Annotated in this window: 15 protein-coding genes; 9 read left to right on the forward strand and 6 right to left on the reverse strand. The window is 68.0% G+C overall.

Annotated features, from left to right (window positions below):
* The 3 genes from ACFVWG_RS39035 to ACFVWG_RS39045 form a co-directional block, all read left to right on the forward strand.
* A partial coding sequence (locus ACFVWG_RS39035) for a discoidin domain-containing protein (protein ID WP_391548557.1) occupies positions 1–424 on the forward strand: 424 nt, incomplete at its 5' end.
* Between the two features lie 45 nt (positions 425–469).
* Positions 470–1138 (forward strand): response regulator transcription factor, encoded by a 669-nt coding sequence (locus ACFVWG_RS39040; protein WP_391548558.1) that lies wholly within the window; start codon positions 470–472, stop codon positions 1136–1138.
* Positions 1131–2228: a sensor histidine kinase gene (locus tag ACFVWG_RS39045; protein ID WP_391548559.1), complete on the forward strand. Its 1098-nt coding sequence runs from the start codon at positions 1131–1133 to the stop codon at positions 2226–2228. The genes ACFVWG_RS39040 and ACFVWG_RS39045 overlap by 8 nt, the downstream gene beginning before the upstream one ends.
* On the opposite strand, the gene ACFVWG_RS39050 is transcribed toward ACFVWG_RS39045, so the two are convergent.
* From ACFVWG_RS39050 to ACFVWG_RS39075, 6 genes are all read right to left on the reverse strand, one after another.
* Positions 2176–2607: a GNAT family N-acetyltransferase gene (locus tag ACFVWG_RS39050; RefSeq protein WP_391548560.1), complete on the reverse strand. Its 432-nt coding sequence runs from the start codon at positions 2605–2607 to the stop codon at positions 2176–2178. The two genes, ACFVWG_RS39045 and ACFVWG_RS39050, sit on opposite strands and share 53 nt — an antisense overlap.
* Positions 2604–3212 (reverse strand): D-Ala-D-Ala dipeptidase VanX, encoded by a 609-nt coding sequence (gene vanX, locus ACFVWG_RS39055; RefSeq protein ID WP_391548561.1) that lies wholly within the window; start codon positions 3210–3212, stop codon positions 2604–2606. Before vanX ends, ACFVWG_RS39050 begins: the two co-directional genes overlap by 4 nt.
* Positions 3209–4216 carry a D-alanine--D-alanine ligase family protein gene (locus ACFVWG_RS39060; protein WP_391548562.1) on the reverse strand — a complete coding sequence of 336 codons (1008 nt, stop codon included), beginning with the start codon at positions 4214–4216 and terminating at the stop codon, positions 3209–3211. The genes vanX and ACFVWG_RS39060 overlap by 4 nt, the downstream gene beginning before the upstream one ends.
* Positions 4207–5187: a D-isomer specific 2-hydroxyacid dehydrogenase family protein gene (locus tag ACFVWG_RS39065; RefSeq protein WP_391548563.1), complete on the reverse strand. Its 981-nt coding sequence runs from the start codon at positions 5185–5187 to the stop codon at positions 4207–4209. Before ACFVWG_RS39065 ends, ACFVWG_RS39060 begins: the two co-directional genes overlap by 10 nt.
* Before the next feature lie 119 nt (positions 5188–5306).
* Positions 5307–5759, reverse strand: a complete 453-nt coding sequence (locus ACFVWG_RS39070) for a hypothetical protein (protein WP_391548564.1) — start codon at positions 5757–5759, stop codon at positions 5307–5309.
* 111 nt (positions 5760–5870) lie between these two features.
* On the reverse strand, positions 5871–8372 hold the full coding sequence (locus ACFVWG_RS39075; RefSeq protein WP_391548565.1) for an ATP-binding protein: 2502 nt from the start codon (positions 8370–8372) through the stop codon (positions 5871–5873).
* A gap of 138 nt (positions 8373–8510) precedes the next feature.
* On the opposite strand from ACFVWG_RS39075, the gene ACFVWG_RS39080 reads away from it, so the two are divergent.
* From ACFVWG_RS39080 to ACFVWG_RS39105, 6 genes are all read left to right on the forward strand, one after another.
* A complete protein-coding gene (locus ACFVWG_RS39080) occupies positions 8511–9140 on the forward strand; it encodes an RNA polymerase sigma factor (RefSeq protein ID WP_391548566.1) in 630 nt (209 codons plus the stop codon).
* Positions 9137–10000 (forward strand): hypothetical protein, encoded by an 864-nt coding sequence (locus ACFVWG_RS39085; protein WP_391548567.1) that lies wholly within the window; start codon positions 9137–9139, stop codon positions 9998–10000. The genes ACFVWG_RS39080 and ACFVWG_RS39085 overlap by 4 nt, the downstream gene beginning before the upstream one ends.
* Positions 9997–13245, forward strand: coding sequence for a S8 family serine peptidase (locus ACFVWG_RS39090; RefSeq protein WP_391548568.1), 3249 nt, complete (start codon positions 9997–9999; stop codon positions 13243–13245). The genes ACFVWG_RS39085 and ACFVWG_RS39090 overlap by 4 nt, the downstream gene beginning before the upstream one ends.
* 110 nt (positions 13246–13355) lie before the next feature.
* Positions 13356–13640, forward strand: a complete 285-nt coding sequence (locus ACFVWG_RS39095; protein WP_391548569.1) for an EF-hand domain-containing protein — start codon at positions 13356–13358, stop codon at positions 13638–13640.
* A 243-nt stretch (positions 13641–13883) separates the two neighbouring features.
* Positions 13884–14828: a glycoside hydrolase family 6 protein gene (locus ACFVWG_RS39100; protein WP_391548570.1), complete on the forward strand. Its 945-nt coding sequence runs from the start codon at positions 13884–13886 to the stop codon at positions 14826–14828.
* 77 nt (positions 14829–14905) lie between these two features.
* Positions 14906–15757 carry a hypothetical protein gene (locus tag ACFVWG_RS39105; RefSeq protein ID WP_391548571.1) on the forward strand — a complete coding sequence of 284 codons (852 nt, stop codon included), beginning with the start codon at positions 14906–14908 and terminating at the stop codon, positions 15755–15757.
* Positions 15758–16955: the final 1198 nt, after the last annotated feature.

Here is a 16955-nt window from a genome sequence, read left to right on the forward strand (position 1 = left end):
CCCGCCGACCGGCAACCTTGCGGCCGGACACCCGGTCACGGCGACCACCGTGAACCAGACCTACGTCGCGAGCAACAGCGTCGACGGGAACTCCGGCAGCTACTGGGAGAGCGCGAACAACGCCTGGCCGCAGTCGCTGACCGTCGACCTCGGCAGCAACCAGAACGTGAAGCGGCTGGCACTCAAACTCCCGCCGACCTGGGGTTCGCGCAACCAGACCATCGAGGTACTCGGCAGCACCAACAACACGTCGTACAGCCAGCTCGCCGGTGCCGCCAGCCGCACCTTCGACCCTGGCTCCGGCAACACGGCTACCATCACGCTGCCGAACGTCGTCAACACCCGCTGGGTCCGGCTGACCTTCACCGCCAACACCGGCTGGCCGGCCGCTCAGCTCTCCGAGTACGAGGTGTACGCCTCCTGACAGATGGATACGTCCGCGATACCCCTCGCCTCGTAGCATCGGGGTATGCGGGTGCTGATCGTGGAAGACGAGCCGGACATGGCCGAGGCCATTCGGGACGGGCTGCGGCTGGAGGCGATCGCGGCCGACATCGCCGGTGACGGTGATACCGCGCTCGAGCTACTGAGCCTGCACACCTACGACATCGCCGTACTGGATCGGGACATCCCGGGGCCCTCGGGTGACGAGGTCGCGGCCAGCATCGTTGCCTCCGGCAGCGGAATGCCGATATTGATGCTGACCGCGGCCGACCGGCTGACGGACAAGGCGTCCGGGTTCGAGCTCGGCGCGGACGACTATCTGACCAAGCCGTTCGCGTTACAGGAGCTCGTCCTCCGGCTCCGGGCGCTCGACCGGCGGCGGGTGCACAACCGGCCGCCGGTCTGGGAGATCGCCGGGCTGAAGCTGGATCCGTTCCGCCGCGAGGTCTACCGGGACGGCCGGTACGTCGCTCTCACGCGCAAGCAGTTCGCCGTACTGGAGGTGCTGGTCGCGGCCGGCGGTGGCGTGATCAGCGCCGAGGAGTTGCTGGCCAAGGCGTGGGACCAGAACGCCGACCCGTTCACCAACGCCGTCCGGATCACGGTCTCCACGCTGCGCAAGCGGCTCGGGGAGCCGTGGTTGATCACCACCGTGCCTGGCGTCGGCTATCGCATCGGCACCGAGGATGAGTAGGGCACCCGGGCTGAGTGTCCGCTGGAAACTCACCCTCAGTTATGCCGGCCTCGTGATGGTGGCCGGCATCCTGCTGATCGCGGCCATCGCGCTGGCGTTCCGGCTGACCGCACCGGACGGTGTCGTGATCACCGTGCGGTATCCCTACTACGAGGGCATCGTGCGACGGTTCCTGCCGGCCGCCTGCGTGACGCTGGTGCTCCTGCTGATCTTCGGGCTCGTCGGTGGCTGGATCCTGGCCGGGCGGATGCTGGCGCCGGTGGCGCTGATCACGCAGGCCACCCGGCTCGCCACGACCGGATCGTTGTCCCATCGCGTCGAGATGCCCGGCCGCAGCGACGAGTTCCGCGAGCTGGCCGACAGCTTCGACGCGATGCTCGCGCAGCTCGAAGCGCACGTCGCCGAGCAACGCAGGTTCGCTGCGAACGCCTCCCATGAACTGCGGACTCCGCTGGCGATCACGCAGGCCATGCTGGACGTGGCGCGCAAGGATCCGGATCGCCCGACCGACGAGCTCGTCGACCGCCTGCATGCTGTCAACGCCCGGGCGATCGATCTCACCGAGGCGCTGCTCTTGCTCAGCCGGACCGAGCAGGGTTCCTTCACGCCGGAGGTCGTCGACCTGTCCCTGATCGCCGAGGAGGCCGCCGAGACCCTGCTGCCGCTCGCCGAAGAGCACGATGTCCTCCTGGAGACCTCCGGTGACCTGGCCTGCACCAGCGGATCGCGTGCTCTCTTGCTGCAGCTGACCACGAACCTTGTGCACAACGCGATCGTGCACAACCTCTCCGAGGGCGGCATCGTGCAGATCGAGGTCGCCGAGTGGCCGCAGGCGGTCCTTCTGACGGTCGAGAACACCGGCGAACAGATCAGCCCGGAGCTGCTCGCGACGCTCACCGAACCGTTCCAGCGGGGGAACGAACGCATCCGTAGCGATCACGGCGGCGTCGGCCTCGGCCTGGCCATCGTCAAGCGGATCACCCAGGTCCACAACGGGACCCTCAGCCTGATGGCCCGCCCCGACGGCGGCCTCCGCGTCACTGTGGAGCTGCCTCGCGCCGGAACCACGACGACCGCCCGCTCTGATTGACGTAACCGCGGCGCTCGTAGAAGACATGAGCCTCCGTACGACGATCTGAGCTGCTCAGCTCGATCCGCAGACAACCGTGCTCCGCCGCGAACTCCTCGGCAGCGGTCATCAACTGACTGCCAATGCCCTGGCCCCGAGCCTCCTCGGCGACCACCAGGGCCACGATGCGAGCCCACGATCCGGGTCGCTCGAAGTACGGACCCACGTGGACGGCGACCACACCGAGAATGTTGCCACCGGCATCGGCCACGTACGCCGTACTGGTCGGATCTGCTTGCCAGTCGTGGATCCGGGCGGCGGTGTCCTGGTCGGGATAGCCCAGCTGGCCGAGCAGGTCGTTGATGGCTGCGGCGTCGGCAGGTCGGGCGATCCGGATCATGCGATCGGGAAGTCGAAGTAGCTGTCCGGGTAGGGCTCGTTCTTCAGCGTGTAGTGCCACCATTCGTAGTCGTAGCGCTGGAAGCCGCTCGCCTCCATGACGCGCTCGAGCTGGCGCCGGTTGTGCGCCTCGGTGGCACTGATACCGGCGGCTCCGTGATGGGAGATCGAGTCCATCAGGTCATGATCGCCGCCCATCGGGGCCAGCTCGCCGGTGTCGAGGTGGAAGAGCGTCAGGTCGACTGTGCTGCCACGGCTGTGTCCCGAGCGAGCTGACACGTAGCCCTGGTCGAACATCTCGGTGCGGTCGATGTTCGGGTAGTGCCGCGACTTCGTGCGGTTGTCCTCTGGCTCGTTTGCCCAGCGCTGGAAGCGATTCACCGCACTCTGCGGTCGGTAGGCGTCCCAGATCAGCAGGCCGAAGCCGAGGGCGGCCGCGACCTCCCGCCCGTCGGTCAGGGCTTCGGCCAAGGCTTTGGTGCCGACGATCCGGTTGGTGAAGTAGCCGTCGACCGGCCGGCCGGTGAAGTTGTCCCAGGTCGCGTACTTGGCGTCCCACCGGATCCCCGAGACGAACTCGTCCAGGTACCCGAAGTCCGCCTTCATCGTCCCTCCAGCGCGAGCGCCACCGCCCGGTCGATCACGTCGCCGAGCGTCAGTCCGGCCGCCGCCATCATCCGCGGATACCGGCTGTACGACGTGAGGCCGGGCATGGTGTTGACCTCGTTGAGCACGACCGTTCCGTCCTCGGTGAGGAACATGTCCACCCGCGCCAGCCCACGGCAGCCCAGCGCCCGGTAGATCGCCATCGCGGTCTCCTGGACGAGCTTGCGGGCGTCGTCCGAGATCTGAGCGGGTACGACGGGCGTCGAGTTCTCGGAACCGTCCTCGGGCGAGTCCTCCTGGTGGATCCGGAAGAATCCGTGCGTCAGCGTGATGTGGTCGAGCTCGCCGGTCGTCAACTCGCCGGCGTTCCCCAGGACGGCACAGCCGATCTCGCTGCCGACGACACCGGCCTCGATCAGCACCTTGGCGTCGTACTGGCGGGCGGTGGCCAGTGCGGCGGGCAGTTCGTCGGGGCTGGTGACCTTGCTGACGCCGAACGACGATCCCGAGCGGGCAGGCTTCACGAAGACCGGACTGGGGAGTTGTTCAGGAAGAGTGTCTTCGGTCCAGAAGGTCGGTACGGCGATCCCGGCGCTGCGCGCGACGGTGTAGGCCAGGGACTTGTCCATGCACACGGCTGAGCTCTGGATGTCGCAGCCGACGTAGGGGAGTCCGGAGAGCTCGAGCAGCCCCTGGATCGCGCCGTCCTCGCCGTACTTCCCATGCAGGACAGGCAGTACGACGTCCACCCGGATGGTCTCGTGGCGGTCCTGATCCAGCACGAGCAGTCCCGGCTTGCTGCGGTCCGGCGACAGGATCGCCGGCCGGCCCGAGCCGAAGGACGGGCCGTCGCAGAGCTCCCAGGCACCGCTCTCGGTGATACCGATCCAGATCGGGTCGTACTTGGCCGGATCGAGGTGCTTGGCAACCTCCTGCGCCGACTTCACCGAGACGGGGTGCTCCTCGCCGGCGCCCCCGAACAGAATGCCCAGCTTCATATCCATTCCCGCTTCCTCGACTCGTGCTTCAGACAGTTGATGATGGAGTTCTCGACCGTGTCGCTCAGGGCGTGGTCGGTGTAATAAGCGGTGTGCGGGCTGACGATCACGTTCGGCAGCTTCTGCAACCGCAGCAACAGATGACTCTCGATCGGCTTGTCCCGCCGATCTGCGTAGAAGATGCCTTCTTCGCCTTCCAGTACGTCGAGGGCCGCGCCGCCCAGTCGCCCGCTCTCCAGCGCCGGTACGAGTGCCTCGGTGTCGAGCAGCGCACCGCGTCCGGTGTTCACGACGAACGCGCCGTACCGGAGCTGCTCGATCCGTTCGCGATCGAGGAGATGGTGGGTTTCCGCGGTGAGCGGTGTGTGCAGGGTGACGATGTCGCTCACGCGGAACAGCTCGTCGAGCGGCACGTAGTCGGCCGACGTCTTCGGGCAGTTGTCGTAGGCAACGACCTGGCAGCCGAACCCGCGCAGCCGGTCCATCACCGCGGCGCCGATCCGGCCGGTACCGATCACGCCGACGACGAGATCACGCAGTTCGCGGCCACGAGCGGAGGTCAGCCGGTAGTCGTGCAGATCGGTACGGCGGATGGTGGCCTTCGCGTTGCGGAGGGCCATCAGCATCAGCATCACCGTGTAGTCGGCGACGCTGTCGGGGGAGTAAGCGACGTTCTGGACGGAGATGCCGATCGTGTCCGCGTAGTCCACGTCGACATGGTTGTAGCCGATACTGCGGGTCGAGATGTAGCTGACGCCGGCGCGGCCGAGTGCCAGCAGGGTGGAGTTCGTGATCCGGGCCTTGTGGCCGACGCTGATGCATCGGCCCGATACCAGATCGATGGTGGCCTCGGTGACGGCGGCCGGAGTGGTCGTCACCACGACCCCGAAGCGGGCCGCCATCTCACGGAACAGGACAGCCTCGTCCGGTTCGCAGCCGTAGACCGTGATTCCCGGTCCTGGTTCGCTGTAGGTCATGCCCCACAGTTAAGAGATCCAGCGGTTGTAGCTGCGTATCCGGTTTTTCATATGCTCAGGAAACGAAACCGGCCGGGACCCGATGTGCGGGGCCCGGCCGGGAGTGGTTCGGGTTCGGCTCAGGTGTGCGGGTTGTCGCGGTACTCGACCTCGCACTTCAGCGAGCTCTCGAGGATGACACAGACCTGGATGCCGGCCTTGACGATGTTCGAGGTGGTGTTCAGCTCCTTGCCGGAGTAGGGCCCCCAGTCGGCGCTGTCGCATCCACCGTCGTCCACGTGCCAGTCGCCCTTGGCGTACGTCCCGTTGCTGAGCAGCGCGTAGGCCCGAGCCTCGACGTTGTAGCCGTCACCGGGGCAGGTGTCGTTGACGATCCAGTTGTTGTACACGACCTGCCGTGCGGAGGTGAAGTCGAGGTCGGCGTAGCTCGAGCCGCCGGAGTCACCGCCGGACGGGTAGGTGGCGGCGTGCACGTAGACGTGACCGTCCTCGGCCATCGCGGGGCTGAGACCGACGCTCAGCAGCGCGGCCGAGGCCACGGCGATACCGAACGCTCTGGTGGGGATGCGCATAACAGACTCCTTGTCACTGGGCGGCCGCTGTCCGGTAAAGGACAGCGGCCTCATGCTCACCGTGACCGGAGTGGGATGTCTCGGTTTCCGGTCGAATCCGGTCAGGGCCGATCACGCGGACAGCGCGGCCAATTGGGTCGCCACCGCGTTCGCCTCGGGAGTCTTCAGGCGGTCGAAGATCTCCAGCGCCTGGTGGAGTTCGGACTGGGCCGCCTGCGGGTCACCGAGCAGCACGAGAGCGCGGGCGCAGCCTTGGTGGCTGCGCGCCTGTTCGTACGGGTCGCCGACCTCGGTCGAGATCGCCAGCGCGGCCCGGTGCCGGTCCAGCGCGACCGCGGCCGATCCCGCCGTACCGGCGACGGTGCCGGACTCGTTCAGGGCCAGCGCTTCGGCGTCGCGGTTGCCCAGCTCGCCGGCGATCCGCAGCGCGAGCTCCAACCGTGCTTGCGCCGGTTCGAGAGCGCCGAGGGCCGACAGGGCGCGGCCGAGGGTGATGAGGGCGTACGCCTCGCCGGTGCGGTTCGCGGTCTCGCGGGCGATCACGATCGCCTGTTCGGCGTCGGCTCGAGCCTGGTCGTGACGGCCGAGGCTCAGGTTCACCCCGGCCCGGCTGTTCAGGGCGCGGCCCTCGGTCACCCGGTCACCGGTCTCGCGCAGCATCGAGAGGCATTCCTGCACGCGTTCGTACGCCTCGTCGTACCGGCCTAGTCGTTCGGCCAGGTGGACGACGTTGTGCAGGGCGTGCGCGGTCGCCACGTCGGAGTCGATCGCGGACGCAATGTCGATCGACTGCAGGTAGTTCGTGTATGCCTCCTCGTAGGCGCCGACGCGCTCGAGCACCAGACCGAGATTGATCAGGGCGCGGATGTGGTCACGGTGGTCACCGCAGGTGGAGGCGAGCGAGAGTGCCTCGGCGTAGACCTCTCGCGCCTCGCCGAAGCGGCCGAGCCGCCAGTAGACGACGCCCAGACTGCTCAGCGCACGTCCGCGCCGCTCTCGTGGCGCTGAGCGGGCGGCGGCTGCATGCAGCACCTCGCCGTCGGCGTAGTGACCGGCATCGTCGAGGTAGCGATAGAGGATCGACGAGAGATCGGCTGCGTGATCGGACAGGTTCTGCTCGGCGGCGCTCAGCCCGCAGGCGACCAGATTGACCCGCTCGGCGTCGAGCCAGGCCAAGGCTGCCTCGCGGTCCTTCGGCACAACCGTGCCCGGCTCCACGTGCGGACGCCAATCCGCTTCGTACGGCGCGTAGACGGACATCGCGGTCGCAGCCATCGCCCGGTAGTGATCGGCCAGCCGGGTGAAGGCGGCCCGACGAGCACTCGCGGGATCCTCGTCGCTGCCACGTCTGGCGGCGTACACCCGGACCAGATCGTGCATCTCGAACCGGCCGGGGGAGCGCTGCTGCAAGAGACTCCCGGCCAGCAGATCCCCCAACAGGACTGAAGTCTCGGCCTCGTCGGCGCCGGCCAGCACAGCCGCGGCGGAGGTGTCGAAGTCGGCGCCTGGGTGGAGCGCCAACATCCTGAGCAGGGTGCGGTGAGCAGCCGGAAGACTGCCGTCCGATTGCGCGAGAGCGATCTCGACAGCATCGTCCAGACACAATGTCCGTTCGCGCTCGACCAGCCGCTCCAGGTGGTCGGACAGACTCCAAGATGGAGTGGCACCGATCCTGCCGGCGACCAGGGCGAGCGCGAGCGGTAACTGCCCGACTTGTACGGCGATGCGCTCGGCCGTCGCCGGATCCGCACTCACGCGGGCAGACCCGATCGCCTTCCGCAGCAACTCGTCGGATTCGGCCGGGGTGAAGGCGCAGAGCTGCAACCGCACCGCACCAGGCAGCTCGAGTCGCCGTCGACTCGTCACCAGTACGACGCTGCCGGGTACGCCGGGCAGCAGCGGCAAGACCTGCTCAGCCGACGCGGCGTTGTCGAGCAGGATCACCGATCGCTTACCCGCAAGCGCCTCGCCGAACCTCGCCGTACGGGAGCTGGGTGGGGCACCGCGGACGGCGAGCACGCGCAGAAAAGCCTCGAGTACGGCGCCAGGGTCGGCCGGCTGACGCGGATCGAAGCCGCGCAGGTTGACCGCGAGCACTTGGTCGACGCCATCCATCAGATGCGCCAGGTGCACGATCAGCCGGGTCTTGCCGACGCCTGGCATCCCGTCGACCGCGATCAGCACCGGCTCCGGCTGACCGTTCACCCAGGGCCGCAGCCGCGCCAACGCGTCCGCGCGCCCGGTGAAGGCCTCCAGATCATCCGGAAGTCGATCGGTCACGTTCACTACGGCCGCATCCGAGGCGGCTCCGCACACCAGTTGATAAGCCTGCCGCCACGCGAGTACGACCCGCTCATCAGCGTCTCCGATCAACGCCCGTACGACGTCGACCACCAGCTCGACGTCCAGCCGACTCCGGCCAGGCTGCAGGCACCGATAGACCGTGTCGTACGCCGGTATCTCGCACACACCGCGCGCGGTCCGGCTCCGGACGATCCGCCGATGCAGTTCGCGGTAGGACACCCCGGACCAGACCCGCAACTCCCGCAACCGCGCCCCGAACTCGGTCAGCCCGGCGACGCCGTCCGGTCCCGGCCTTGCGCTTCCCGCCACCGCGTGCCTCCCCATGGTCCCCCCGGCCCTGCTCGCCGAGCGAGGTTAACGCCCCAGGTGCCCACAACGCGACGTCTTGACCGTTACCCGGAGGCAGAATCCGGGGAACCGGCCGCGCGATGCCGGACACAGGCGGGTATGAGGACAAAGCTGGGGGTGGCGGTGAGCGACAGCCCGGGCCCGGAGCCGTCGCCGGACCGCGAACTGTGGGCGCGACTGAGAGTCAACGACGAGGGGGCGCTGAGCGAGCTGTTCCATCGCCACCGTGACTCCGTGTACAACTTCGCATTCCGGCGGACGAGTTCGTGGTCGAGCGCGGAGGACGTCGTGCAGGCGACCTTCACGGCGCTGTGGCGGCGGGCCGCCGAGGATCGGCTCGACGAATTGACTCTGGACAGCGCCCGACCGGTGATTCTCCGGATCGCCACCTACGAGTGCACGAACCTGATCCGGTCGATGCGCCGGTTACGCGCGTTGCGGGACCGGCTCCGGACCGCGGTCCGCGGCGACGCCGTACCGGATCATTCCGCAGCTGCCGCAGCGAACGTCGACTCCGAACGCGCGATGCGTGAACTCCGCGCGGTCCTGGCCACCATCCCGGCCGCCCAGCGTGACGTGATCGAACTCGTCGCCTGGTCCGGCTGCTCGATGGCCGAAGCCGGCGTGGTCCTCGGTATCCCCGAAGGCACGGTCAAGTCCCGGCTCGCCCGTGCGCGCCGCCGCTTGGCCGGCCGACTCGATCTTCAGATTTTGGAGGGCCTGTCATGACCAGGCAACCACCCGCGGAACGCACCCTGCCCGACCCCGAGCGGGTCCTGCGGCGGATCCTGTCCGAACACCAGCCAGTACGGCGACGTACAGGCTGGCTGGTTCCCGCCATCGCGGCCGGCGCGGTCGCGGCGATCGTGACCGCGGCCCTGCTCGTCCCGCCCGCACTGCGGTCCGGCGACCAGGACGTGAAACCAGCGGCCACCCCGTCACAGTCGGCCGACATCGACATCGACATCGACCTGGGCCCGCTGTCGCAGGCCGAGATCGACGCTGTCCTGAAGCGCTGCTGGTTCTGGAACGGCACCATGCAGAAGATCCTGCACGCCTCGAAGATCAGGACCGGCTGGGGCGACGAGGATTGGACCTTGGCGATGATCGGACACGGCGATGGCGGCAACGGAGTCCCACCTGGGGACGATCGGCTGACCGGGTGCTCCGGCCGTCCGAAGGGCCCGGCCGAAACGACGCCGAGCGACACGGGATTCCGCTTGGAGCCCTTCTTCGCGGATGTGGGGCCGATGCGGTACGACGACAGCTTCCGGCCGGACGAGGGCGCCCAGCTCAATCTGACCCACGGCAAGGTCGCCTCGTCCACGTGGGTCAAGGTCCCCGCCACCGTGCAGCGCACCCGGCAACGCATCGTCTACGACGCTGCGCACACGTCGCCGTGGTTCTCCAGCAAGGCCGTCGACGGGCTGACCTACGTGCAGGCCTGGCTGGACTGGAACAACTCCATGGATTCCCGGAAGGTCCGCCTGGAGACTCAGTTCCTGAACGCGGCCGGAGAGCCGGTGCGTATCCCCGGCTCCAACGGTCTGACCAGTACGTCGAGCGTCTGGCTCGGGGTGCGCAAATGACGAGGCTGCGTCGTGCCGGACTGGTTGTACTGGTCAGCGCGCTGGCCGTTCCGTGGGGCCTTGGTACCGCGGAGGCGGCGGATCGCAAGCCCTTGCCTGGCACCGAGACACACGTGGTCACGTTGATCACGGGTGATCAGGTGGTGCTGGCGGATGGACACAACCCGGCGCTCAAGGCCGGGCCGGGTCGGCGCAACGTCGCGTTCAGCACGAAGCGCGTGCACGGACGGCTGAGCGTCGTACCGGCTGATGCGCAGCCGCTGGTTGACGCCGGTCGGCTGGACCCGCGGTTGTTCGACATCACCGGACTGATCGCGGCCGGGTACGACGATGCGCACAGCGCGTCGATCCCAGTCCTGCTTACGCGTCCGGCTCAGCAGTCCCGCGCCGTAGCGGGGCTGGCCGGGGCGCGGCAACTCCCGGCGGGGATCACGGCCGGGACGGTCAGCAAGGCTTCGGCGGGTACGTTCCTGGCCGGCCTTCGGCCGTCCGGCGCGCGGTTGGCCGGTGGGGTGGACAAGGTCTGGCTGGATGGCAAGCGGGCGGTGACTCTGGACCAGTCGGTGCCGCAGATCGGTGCGCCGAAGGCATGGGCGGCTGGGTTCGACGGAGCCGGCGTGAAGGTCGCCGTACTGGACACCGGGATCGACACCACGCATCCGGATCTGGCCGGTCAGGTGGTCGGGTCACAGAACTTCGTCGACGACAGCACGGGTGACCCGGTCGGGCACGGTACGCACGTCGCCTCGATCATCGCGGGGACTGCAGCAGCCTCCGACGGCAAGTACCACGGCGTCGCTTCGGGCGCCCGGTTGTACGACGGGAAGGTCTGTGCGGTCTGGGGCTGCCAGGAGTCCTCGATCCTGGCCGGCATGCAGTGGGCGGCGACCGAGGTCAAGGCGCAGGTCATCAACCTGAGCCTCGGCGGTCCGGACACTCCTGACGTCGATCCGTTGGAGGAGGCTGTCAATGCCCTCACCGCATCGACCGGTGCACTGTTTGTGGTTGCCGCTGGCAACAGTGGTCCGAAGGCCGGAACGATCGAATCGCCCGGTAGCGCGGACGCGGCGCTGACGGTCGGATCGGTCGACAAGCAGGACGGTATCGCCGGGGACAGCAGCCGCGGCCCGCGGATCGGGGACGGCGCGCTCAAGCCGGACATCACCGCACCTGGCGTCGACATCGTTGCCGCCCGGTCGAAGGACGCCGTCATCGGTGACCCGGTCGGCGATGACTACCTGCGTTTGTCCGGTACGTCGATGGCCACGCCGCATGTGGCCGGTTCAGCCGCGATCCTCGCTCAGCAACACCCGGACTGGAAGGCGGCCGAGTTGAAGTCCGCCTTGATGGCGTCGGCCCATTCGGTCGCGGGCCAGAGCGTCTTCGACCAAGGGGCGGGCCGGGTCGACGTCGGCCGGGCGATCGGACAGAACGTCGTACCGGAGCCGAGCGGTCTGTCGTTCGGTCTCGCGCAGTGGCCGCACACCGATGACGCGCCGATGTCCAAGGACGTTGCCTTCCGCAACTACGGGTCGGCGACGGTGACGCTCACTCTGCAAGCGGAGCTCACTGGGCCGGACGGTACGGCGGCTCCGGCCGGAGCTCTTGGAGTCACGCCGGGCAGCCTCACGATCCCGGCCGGTGGTACGGCGACGGCGTCTGTCACCTCGGCGACGAATCACTCCGGGCCGGACGGCCGGTACAGCGGCCGGTTGACCGCGTCGGCGACCGGCGTCTCGGTCGTGCTACCGATCGGGCTGGAGAAGGAGGCGGAGTCCTACGATCTCACCATCAAGAACCTCGGACCTGACGGTCAACCGTTTGCTGCCGGCAACGATATCTGGGCGGCCGGGCAGGATCTGGCCACGTCGGTCACCGATGAGAGTGGGACCGTCAGGCTGCGGCTGCCCAAGGACGACTACACGATCAGCGGCGATCAGTTCCACGGCGACAGCGCGCCGTACTCGTACTACGCCCTGATGCGGCCGGTCGTGCGGCTGACGCAGGACACCGCCGTCGTACTGGATGCACGCGCTGCGCGCCCATTGCGAGCCACGGTTCCGCAGCCGGATGCCGGGTCGATCATGACGGTGGCGCAGTACAACTGGACTTCGCCAGACGGACAGCGTCAGATGCAGGGTGAGTTCGGAGCACTTGGACCGAATGTCACGGTCTACACGGCAGGTAGTGGACCTGCACTGCCGGCCAAGGAGTTCACGACGGTGGTCAGCTCACGCGTGGGCCGGCCGGGTGTAGACGGTTCCGCAACGGACACGCCGTACCTGTACGGGCTGATCGATCTGGTGCCGGGGAGGTTCCCCACCGGGTTCCAGCGGACGGTCAAGGACCGGGACCTGGCCGAGATCTCGCAGACCTACGCCAACGCCGCTGACACCAGCTTGTACGTGCACACGATGGGTATGCGCGGCGGGTTCACTCCGTCGTACCCGCTGGTGTCGCTGACCGCGCCGCGGGTGCTTGTTGAGCACCTCGAGGCCGGCCCGGCAACGTGGAACCAGCCGGTGTGGGAGATGGCGGGAGGGGACGTCGTCGCCAACCTGCAGGCCGACGAGCCTTGGTACGGCGCGACGTACCAAGCCGGGCAGAAGTATTGCCAGCGCTGGAACGCAGCGGTGGCCGGGCCGGCCAGGGCGGGGGTCTATCGCTCGGCGGAGTTGATGGCTGTCGCGTTCATGGCCCACTCCGACGCGGACGGACACTTCGGCGGTACGGCGGTCGATACCGGCGGCAGCAAGCTCTACCGGGACGGCGCGCTGGTCGCGAGTTCGGAGGCCTACGGCTCGATCGAGGTACCCGGTCAGCCGGCCGAGCGCGCGCCGTACCGGTTCGAATCGTCGATGACACGGCCGTCGATCTCGCCGCTGTCGGATCGGGTCGACTACACCGCGACCTTCACGTCGGCAGGCTCCGAGGAATCACGTCCGCTGCCGACCGTGCGGTATGCGCCGGACGTCGACCTGCAGAACGCGGTGACGTGGAAGCCGGTCACGGTCCTGCCGGTCACACCATCGAGTGCGGTCAGCACGATCCGGGTCGAGTTCTCCACCGACGGCGGTACGACGTGGCGCGCAGCGTCGCTCGGCCGTCCCGACCGCAACGGCACCTACCGCGCCACGTTCGCCACGCCACACACCGCGAAGACAGTGTCGTTGCGCACAACCCTGACCGCCACCGACGGAACGGCCGTCACCCAGACCACGGCCAACGCCTACCGACAGCGGTGAGGGCGAGCATTCAGTCGGGGTAGCACCGGCCTCCCTGGTTACTCAGCGTTGGCGCCGGGTACGAGCCGCCGTACCGAAGTGGACGTTTGAAACGGTGAGGGGGCGGGCGGATGGCGACTGATTTCCAGCGGCGCAAGGTTGCCGGGGTGTTCGGGGCGATGGATGCCGACAGCAACGGGTATCTCGAGGAGGCCGACTTCGAGGCGCGGACCGAGCACAAGCAGGTCGTCTATGCCTGGAAGGGTTCCGACGACGGCATCGAGGAGGTCTTCGGGAAGCTCGACCTGAACGGCGACGGTCAGCTGTCGCGCAAGGAGTTCCGCGAGCTGTGGTCGGGCTTCTGGCGCGACGACGACCAGGAGTCGCCGTCGCAATGGATCTTCGGACCGTACTGAGACTGCACCAGTGGCGCCACGGTTGGTGCCCTGAACTGGGAGCGCTTCCAAGACATTGAATGGGAATTGAACAGATAGCTAGCGGGGCGGTTGATAGGAGCTTGGGAGCGCTTCCAGAAAAGTAGCTCGCACGGAGGCCGTTGGGAAGAGGCCGACGCATTGACAGCGCGTTCGTGAGTGGTCCAGCATTCCGGCAACGCCACGGTTCGTGCCGGATGACCTTCACTCAGAGAGGGCGCCGGAATGTTCGTACTCAAGACGCTGACAGCTGCCATCCTCACGGCCGCGTTCGTGCTGCCCGCGACACCCGCAGCCGCAGCGAGTCCCATCAGTCTGACCAGCGGGTTCTACGTGAACCCCGATTCCCTACCCGCCGCGTGGGCCCGGAACAATGCGGGCGACGCCCGGGCCGCGCGGATCCAGAGTTCGATCGGGTCCAAGCCGATCGCGCGCTGGTTCGGCAACGACAGCACCATCGGTACCACGGTCGCGAGCTACACCGGCGCGGCGGACGGTCAGGACAAGCTGCCCGTCCTGGTCGCGTACAACATCCCCAACCGCGATATCTGCGCCGGCCACTCTGGTGGTGGGGCCGGCACAGCGGCGGCGTACCGGACCTGGATCTCCAGCTTCGCCGCGGGGATCGGCTCCAAGCCCGCGGTCGTCATCATCGAGCCGGATGCGCTCAACGGCATGGACTGTCTGACGCAGGCGCAGAAGGACGAGCGGCTCGGCATGCTGCTCTACGCCACGCAGATGTTCCAGCAGAAGTCTCCCAACACCTACGCCTACCTCGACGCGGGCAACCCCGGCTGGACCGCCGCGTCCACGATCGCCTACCGCCTGGGCCAAGCCGGTATCGCCAACATCCGGGGCTTCGCGGTCAACGTGTCGAACTTCTACTACACCAGCGAGTCCGTCACCTACGCCAACTCACTCAACAGCTTCCTCGGTACGGCGAAGCCGTTCGTGATCGACACCAGCCGCAACGGCAAAGGTCATGGCGACGGCTGGTGCAACCCGCCGACCCGCAAACTCGGCGTACCGGCACAGACCGGCGGTGGCGCCGAAATGCTCCTCTGGATCAAGACTCCCGGCGTCTCTGATGGTCCTTGCGGAACGGCACCCGGAACCCCGGCCGGCCAGTTCAACCCCGACCTGGCGGTACGCCTCATCGACGGCACCTAACAACCCGGTACGTCGTACAGCGTTGTGACCCTTGATCGGCCAGTATGGGGAGAGGACATCGATCAAGGAGGATCGCCATGGCAGACCGGGTGACACAGTGGCAGAAGCTCGCCGTCGCTGGAGCCGTGGTGATCCTCCTGGCCGGGTGCTCCGGCGAGAAGCCTGACGCCGTACCGACCCCGAGTGGACCGGCGACCCAGAGCACCCCCACCCCGACGGTCACCAGCACCCAGCCTCCGACCACGACGACGCCTACCACGGCGCCCACACCGAGCCTGCCCCCCAAGCCCCCGCTGTCACCGACCCCCTCAACGCCGGTACGGCGGACCTTCCGCTACCAACCGGCCTGGCCCTTCAGCTCCGAGGTCCGCGCGGCCGAGTGGCAACGGTCGTACCGCAGCGGCGGCCATCAGCCGTGGCACCTCGACGCGGGGCAGACGGCGTTGTCGTTCACCCAGGGGTTCCTCGGTTTCAAGGACATCAAGCTCGTCACCTCCCGCAGCGTCCGCGGCGATGAGGCCTACGTCGGCGTCGGCTACCAGATCAGTACCGGCCGGAGGTTCACCGCGGCCGTCCTCCACCTGGTCAAGCTAGGCCAAGGAACCGACGCCCCCTGGGAGGTCGTCGGCACGCGCGACTCCGACCTCTCCGTCACCACCCCCCGCTATGGCATCAAGGCCGCGTCCCCCTTGACCGTCGGCGGCCGCATCACCGGCGTCGACGAGGCCATCCGCCTCGAAGTCCGCCAAGCCTCGTCATCTGGCGTCCTCGGCACCCTCTGCTGCGTCGCCGCCGGCGGCGAGCGCAGCCCCTGGACCGGCCGAGTCACCTTCCGCGGAGCCTCCGACCCGGCCCTCGTCGTCATCGCCTCAGCCGGCGGCCACAACCAACGAACCGAGCGCTTCGCCATCACCGCCCTCCGCCGCTAGTTGCCCAAGGCACCTACCGCGTGGCGGCCGGCGAGGTCCGGAAATGAGGGGATCTCTGCTCAAGTTGCTGGGGCGGCTCCGCTCAAAATTTGGGCTCTCCTGCTCGATGTGTGGGTGACGCCGGCGTTGCCGGGGCTGCGGCCGCTGCGGCGCCTGAGTGGGATCTGCCGGTTGCGTACACACCGACTGTTGATACGCCTACCAGCCGCCCCTTTTCGGCGCCTCTGTCACGCTGCAGCACGCCCGCTCCGTCCGCGTACTAACAGTCGGTCTGTACAGCCCGATCACCGAAGCGCCCTATTTTCGCGCCCCCAAGCCCGTCACCCACGCAACTGAGAACCCGCCGGCGTCGTTCCCGGACCGCAACCACAACCCGCCGGCCGGCCAGCCAGCCCGCCAGCAACGGTGAACCCGCGAGGCTTCTTTTCCGACCGCAACCAGAGCCCGTCAGCCCTAGGCAACGTGTACCGCGGTCGCCGACCGGACCATCCCCCTCAGCCCACCGCATCGCCTAGCCACCCGTCTTTTGATCGGCCGACGCCAACCTCAGCCACAGCGCGACGTGGCCGGCCGAGTCGCTCACCTGGCCCGCCGCGCGACCTCGACCGCCTCCGGCGGTCGACTGAAAGCTTCGCGCGCGCCAAGCAGATGGCTGAGGGGGATGGCGAGGTCGGCGACCGAGGTACACGTTGCCTGGGCTTCCGGGCTGTGGCTGAGGTACGTGATGCCCGGAGCTTGCGCTATCGGTGAGTTTTGCGGGTCCAGGCGACGAAAAACTCACCGACAACCGCACCCGTCCACCGCACGCACTCCCACCCCACGAACCCACGATCGCCGGACCGCCCCCCAACCCCGTAAGCCACCTTGTGCACCCCTCAACCACGCGGCGCCGGTCGAAGTGGTTGAGCCGTGCTCAAGGTCGGGTGGCGGGGTCACTTTGTGCACCCCTCGACCAGGTGAGGCCGGTCGAAGTGGTTGAGCCGTGCTCAAGGTCGGGTGGCGGGGTCACTTTGTGCACCCCTCGACCAGGTGAGGCCGGTCGGAGTGGTTGAGCCGTGCTCAAGGTCGGGTGGCGGGGTCACTTTGTGCACCCCTCGACCAGGTGAGGCCGGTCGGAGTGGTTGAGCCGTGCTCAAGGTCGGGTGGCGGGGTCACTTTGTGCACCCCTCGACCACGTGACGCTGGTCGGAGTGGTTGA

The sequence above is a fragment of the Kribbella sp. NPDC058245 genome, assembly GCF_042882005.1.
Classification (GTDB): Bacteria; Actinomycetota; Actinomycetes; order Propionibacteriales; family Kribbellaceae; genus Kribbella.

Excerpts from the sequence above, each read along its gene's own strand:
- ACFVWG_RS39045 (WP_391548559.1), top strand. The coding sequence starts at position 1,131 with ATGAGTAGGGCACCCGGGCTGAGTGTCCGCTGGAAACTCACCCTCAGT.
- ACFVWG_RS39105 (WP_391548571.1), top strand. The coding sequence starts at position 14,906 with ATGGCAGACCGGGTGACACAGTGGCAGAAGCTCGCCGTCGCTGGAGCC.
- ACFVWG_RS39090 (WP_391548568.1), top strand. The coding sequence starts at position 9,997 with ATGACGAGGCTGCGTCGTGCCGGACTGGTTGTACTGGTCAGCGCGCTG.
- ACFVWG_RS39040 (WP_391548558.1), top strand. The coding sequence starts at position 470 with ATGCGGGTGCTGATCGTGGAAGACGAGCCGGACATGGCCGAGGCCATT.
- ACFVWG_RS39070 (WP_391548564.1), bottom strand. The coding sequence starts at position 5,759 with ATGCGCATCCCCACCAGAGCGTTCGGTATCGCCGTGGCCTCGGCCGCG.
- ACFVWG_RS39060 (WP_391548562.1), bottom strand. The coding sequence starts at position 4,216 with ATGGATATGAAGCTGGGCATTCTGTTCGGGGGCGCCGGCGAGGAGCAC.
- vanX (WP_391548561.1), bottom strand. The coding sequence starts at position 3,212 with ATGAAGGCGGACTTCGGGTACCTGGACGAGTTCGTCTCGGGGATCCGG.
- ACFVWG_RS39100 (WP_391548570.1), top strand. The coding sequence starts at position 13,884 with ATGTTCGTACTCAAGACGCTGACAGCTGCCATCCTCACGGCCGCGTTC.
- ACFVWG_RS39095 (WP_391548569.1), top strand. The coding sequence starts at position 13,356 with ATGGCGACTGATTTCCAGCGGCGCAAGGTTGCCGGGGTGTTCGGGGCG.
- ACFVWG_RS39065 (WP_391548563.1), bottom strand. The coding sequence starts at position 5,187 with ATGACCTACAGCGAACCAGGACCGGGAATCACGGTCTACGGCTGCGAA.
- ACFVWG_RS39050 (WP_391548560.1), bottom strand. The coding sequence starts at position 2,607 with ATGATCCGGATCGCCCGACCTGCCGACGCCGCAGCCATCAACGACCTG.
- ACFVWG_RS39080 (WP_391548566.1), top strand. The coding sequence starts at position 8,511 with ATGAGGACAAAGCTGGGGGTGGCGGTGAGCGACAGCCCGGGCCCGGAG.
- ACFVWG_RS39085 (WP_391548567.1), top strand. The coding sequence starts at position 9,137 with ATGACCAGGCAACCACCCGCGGAACGCACCCTGCCCGACCCCGAGCGG.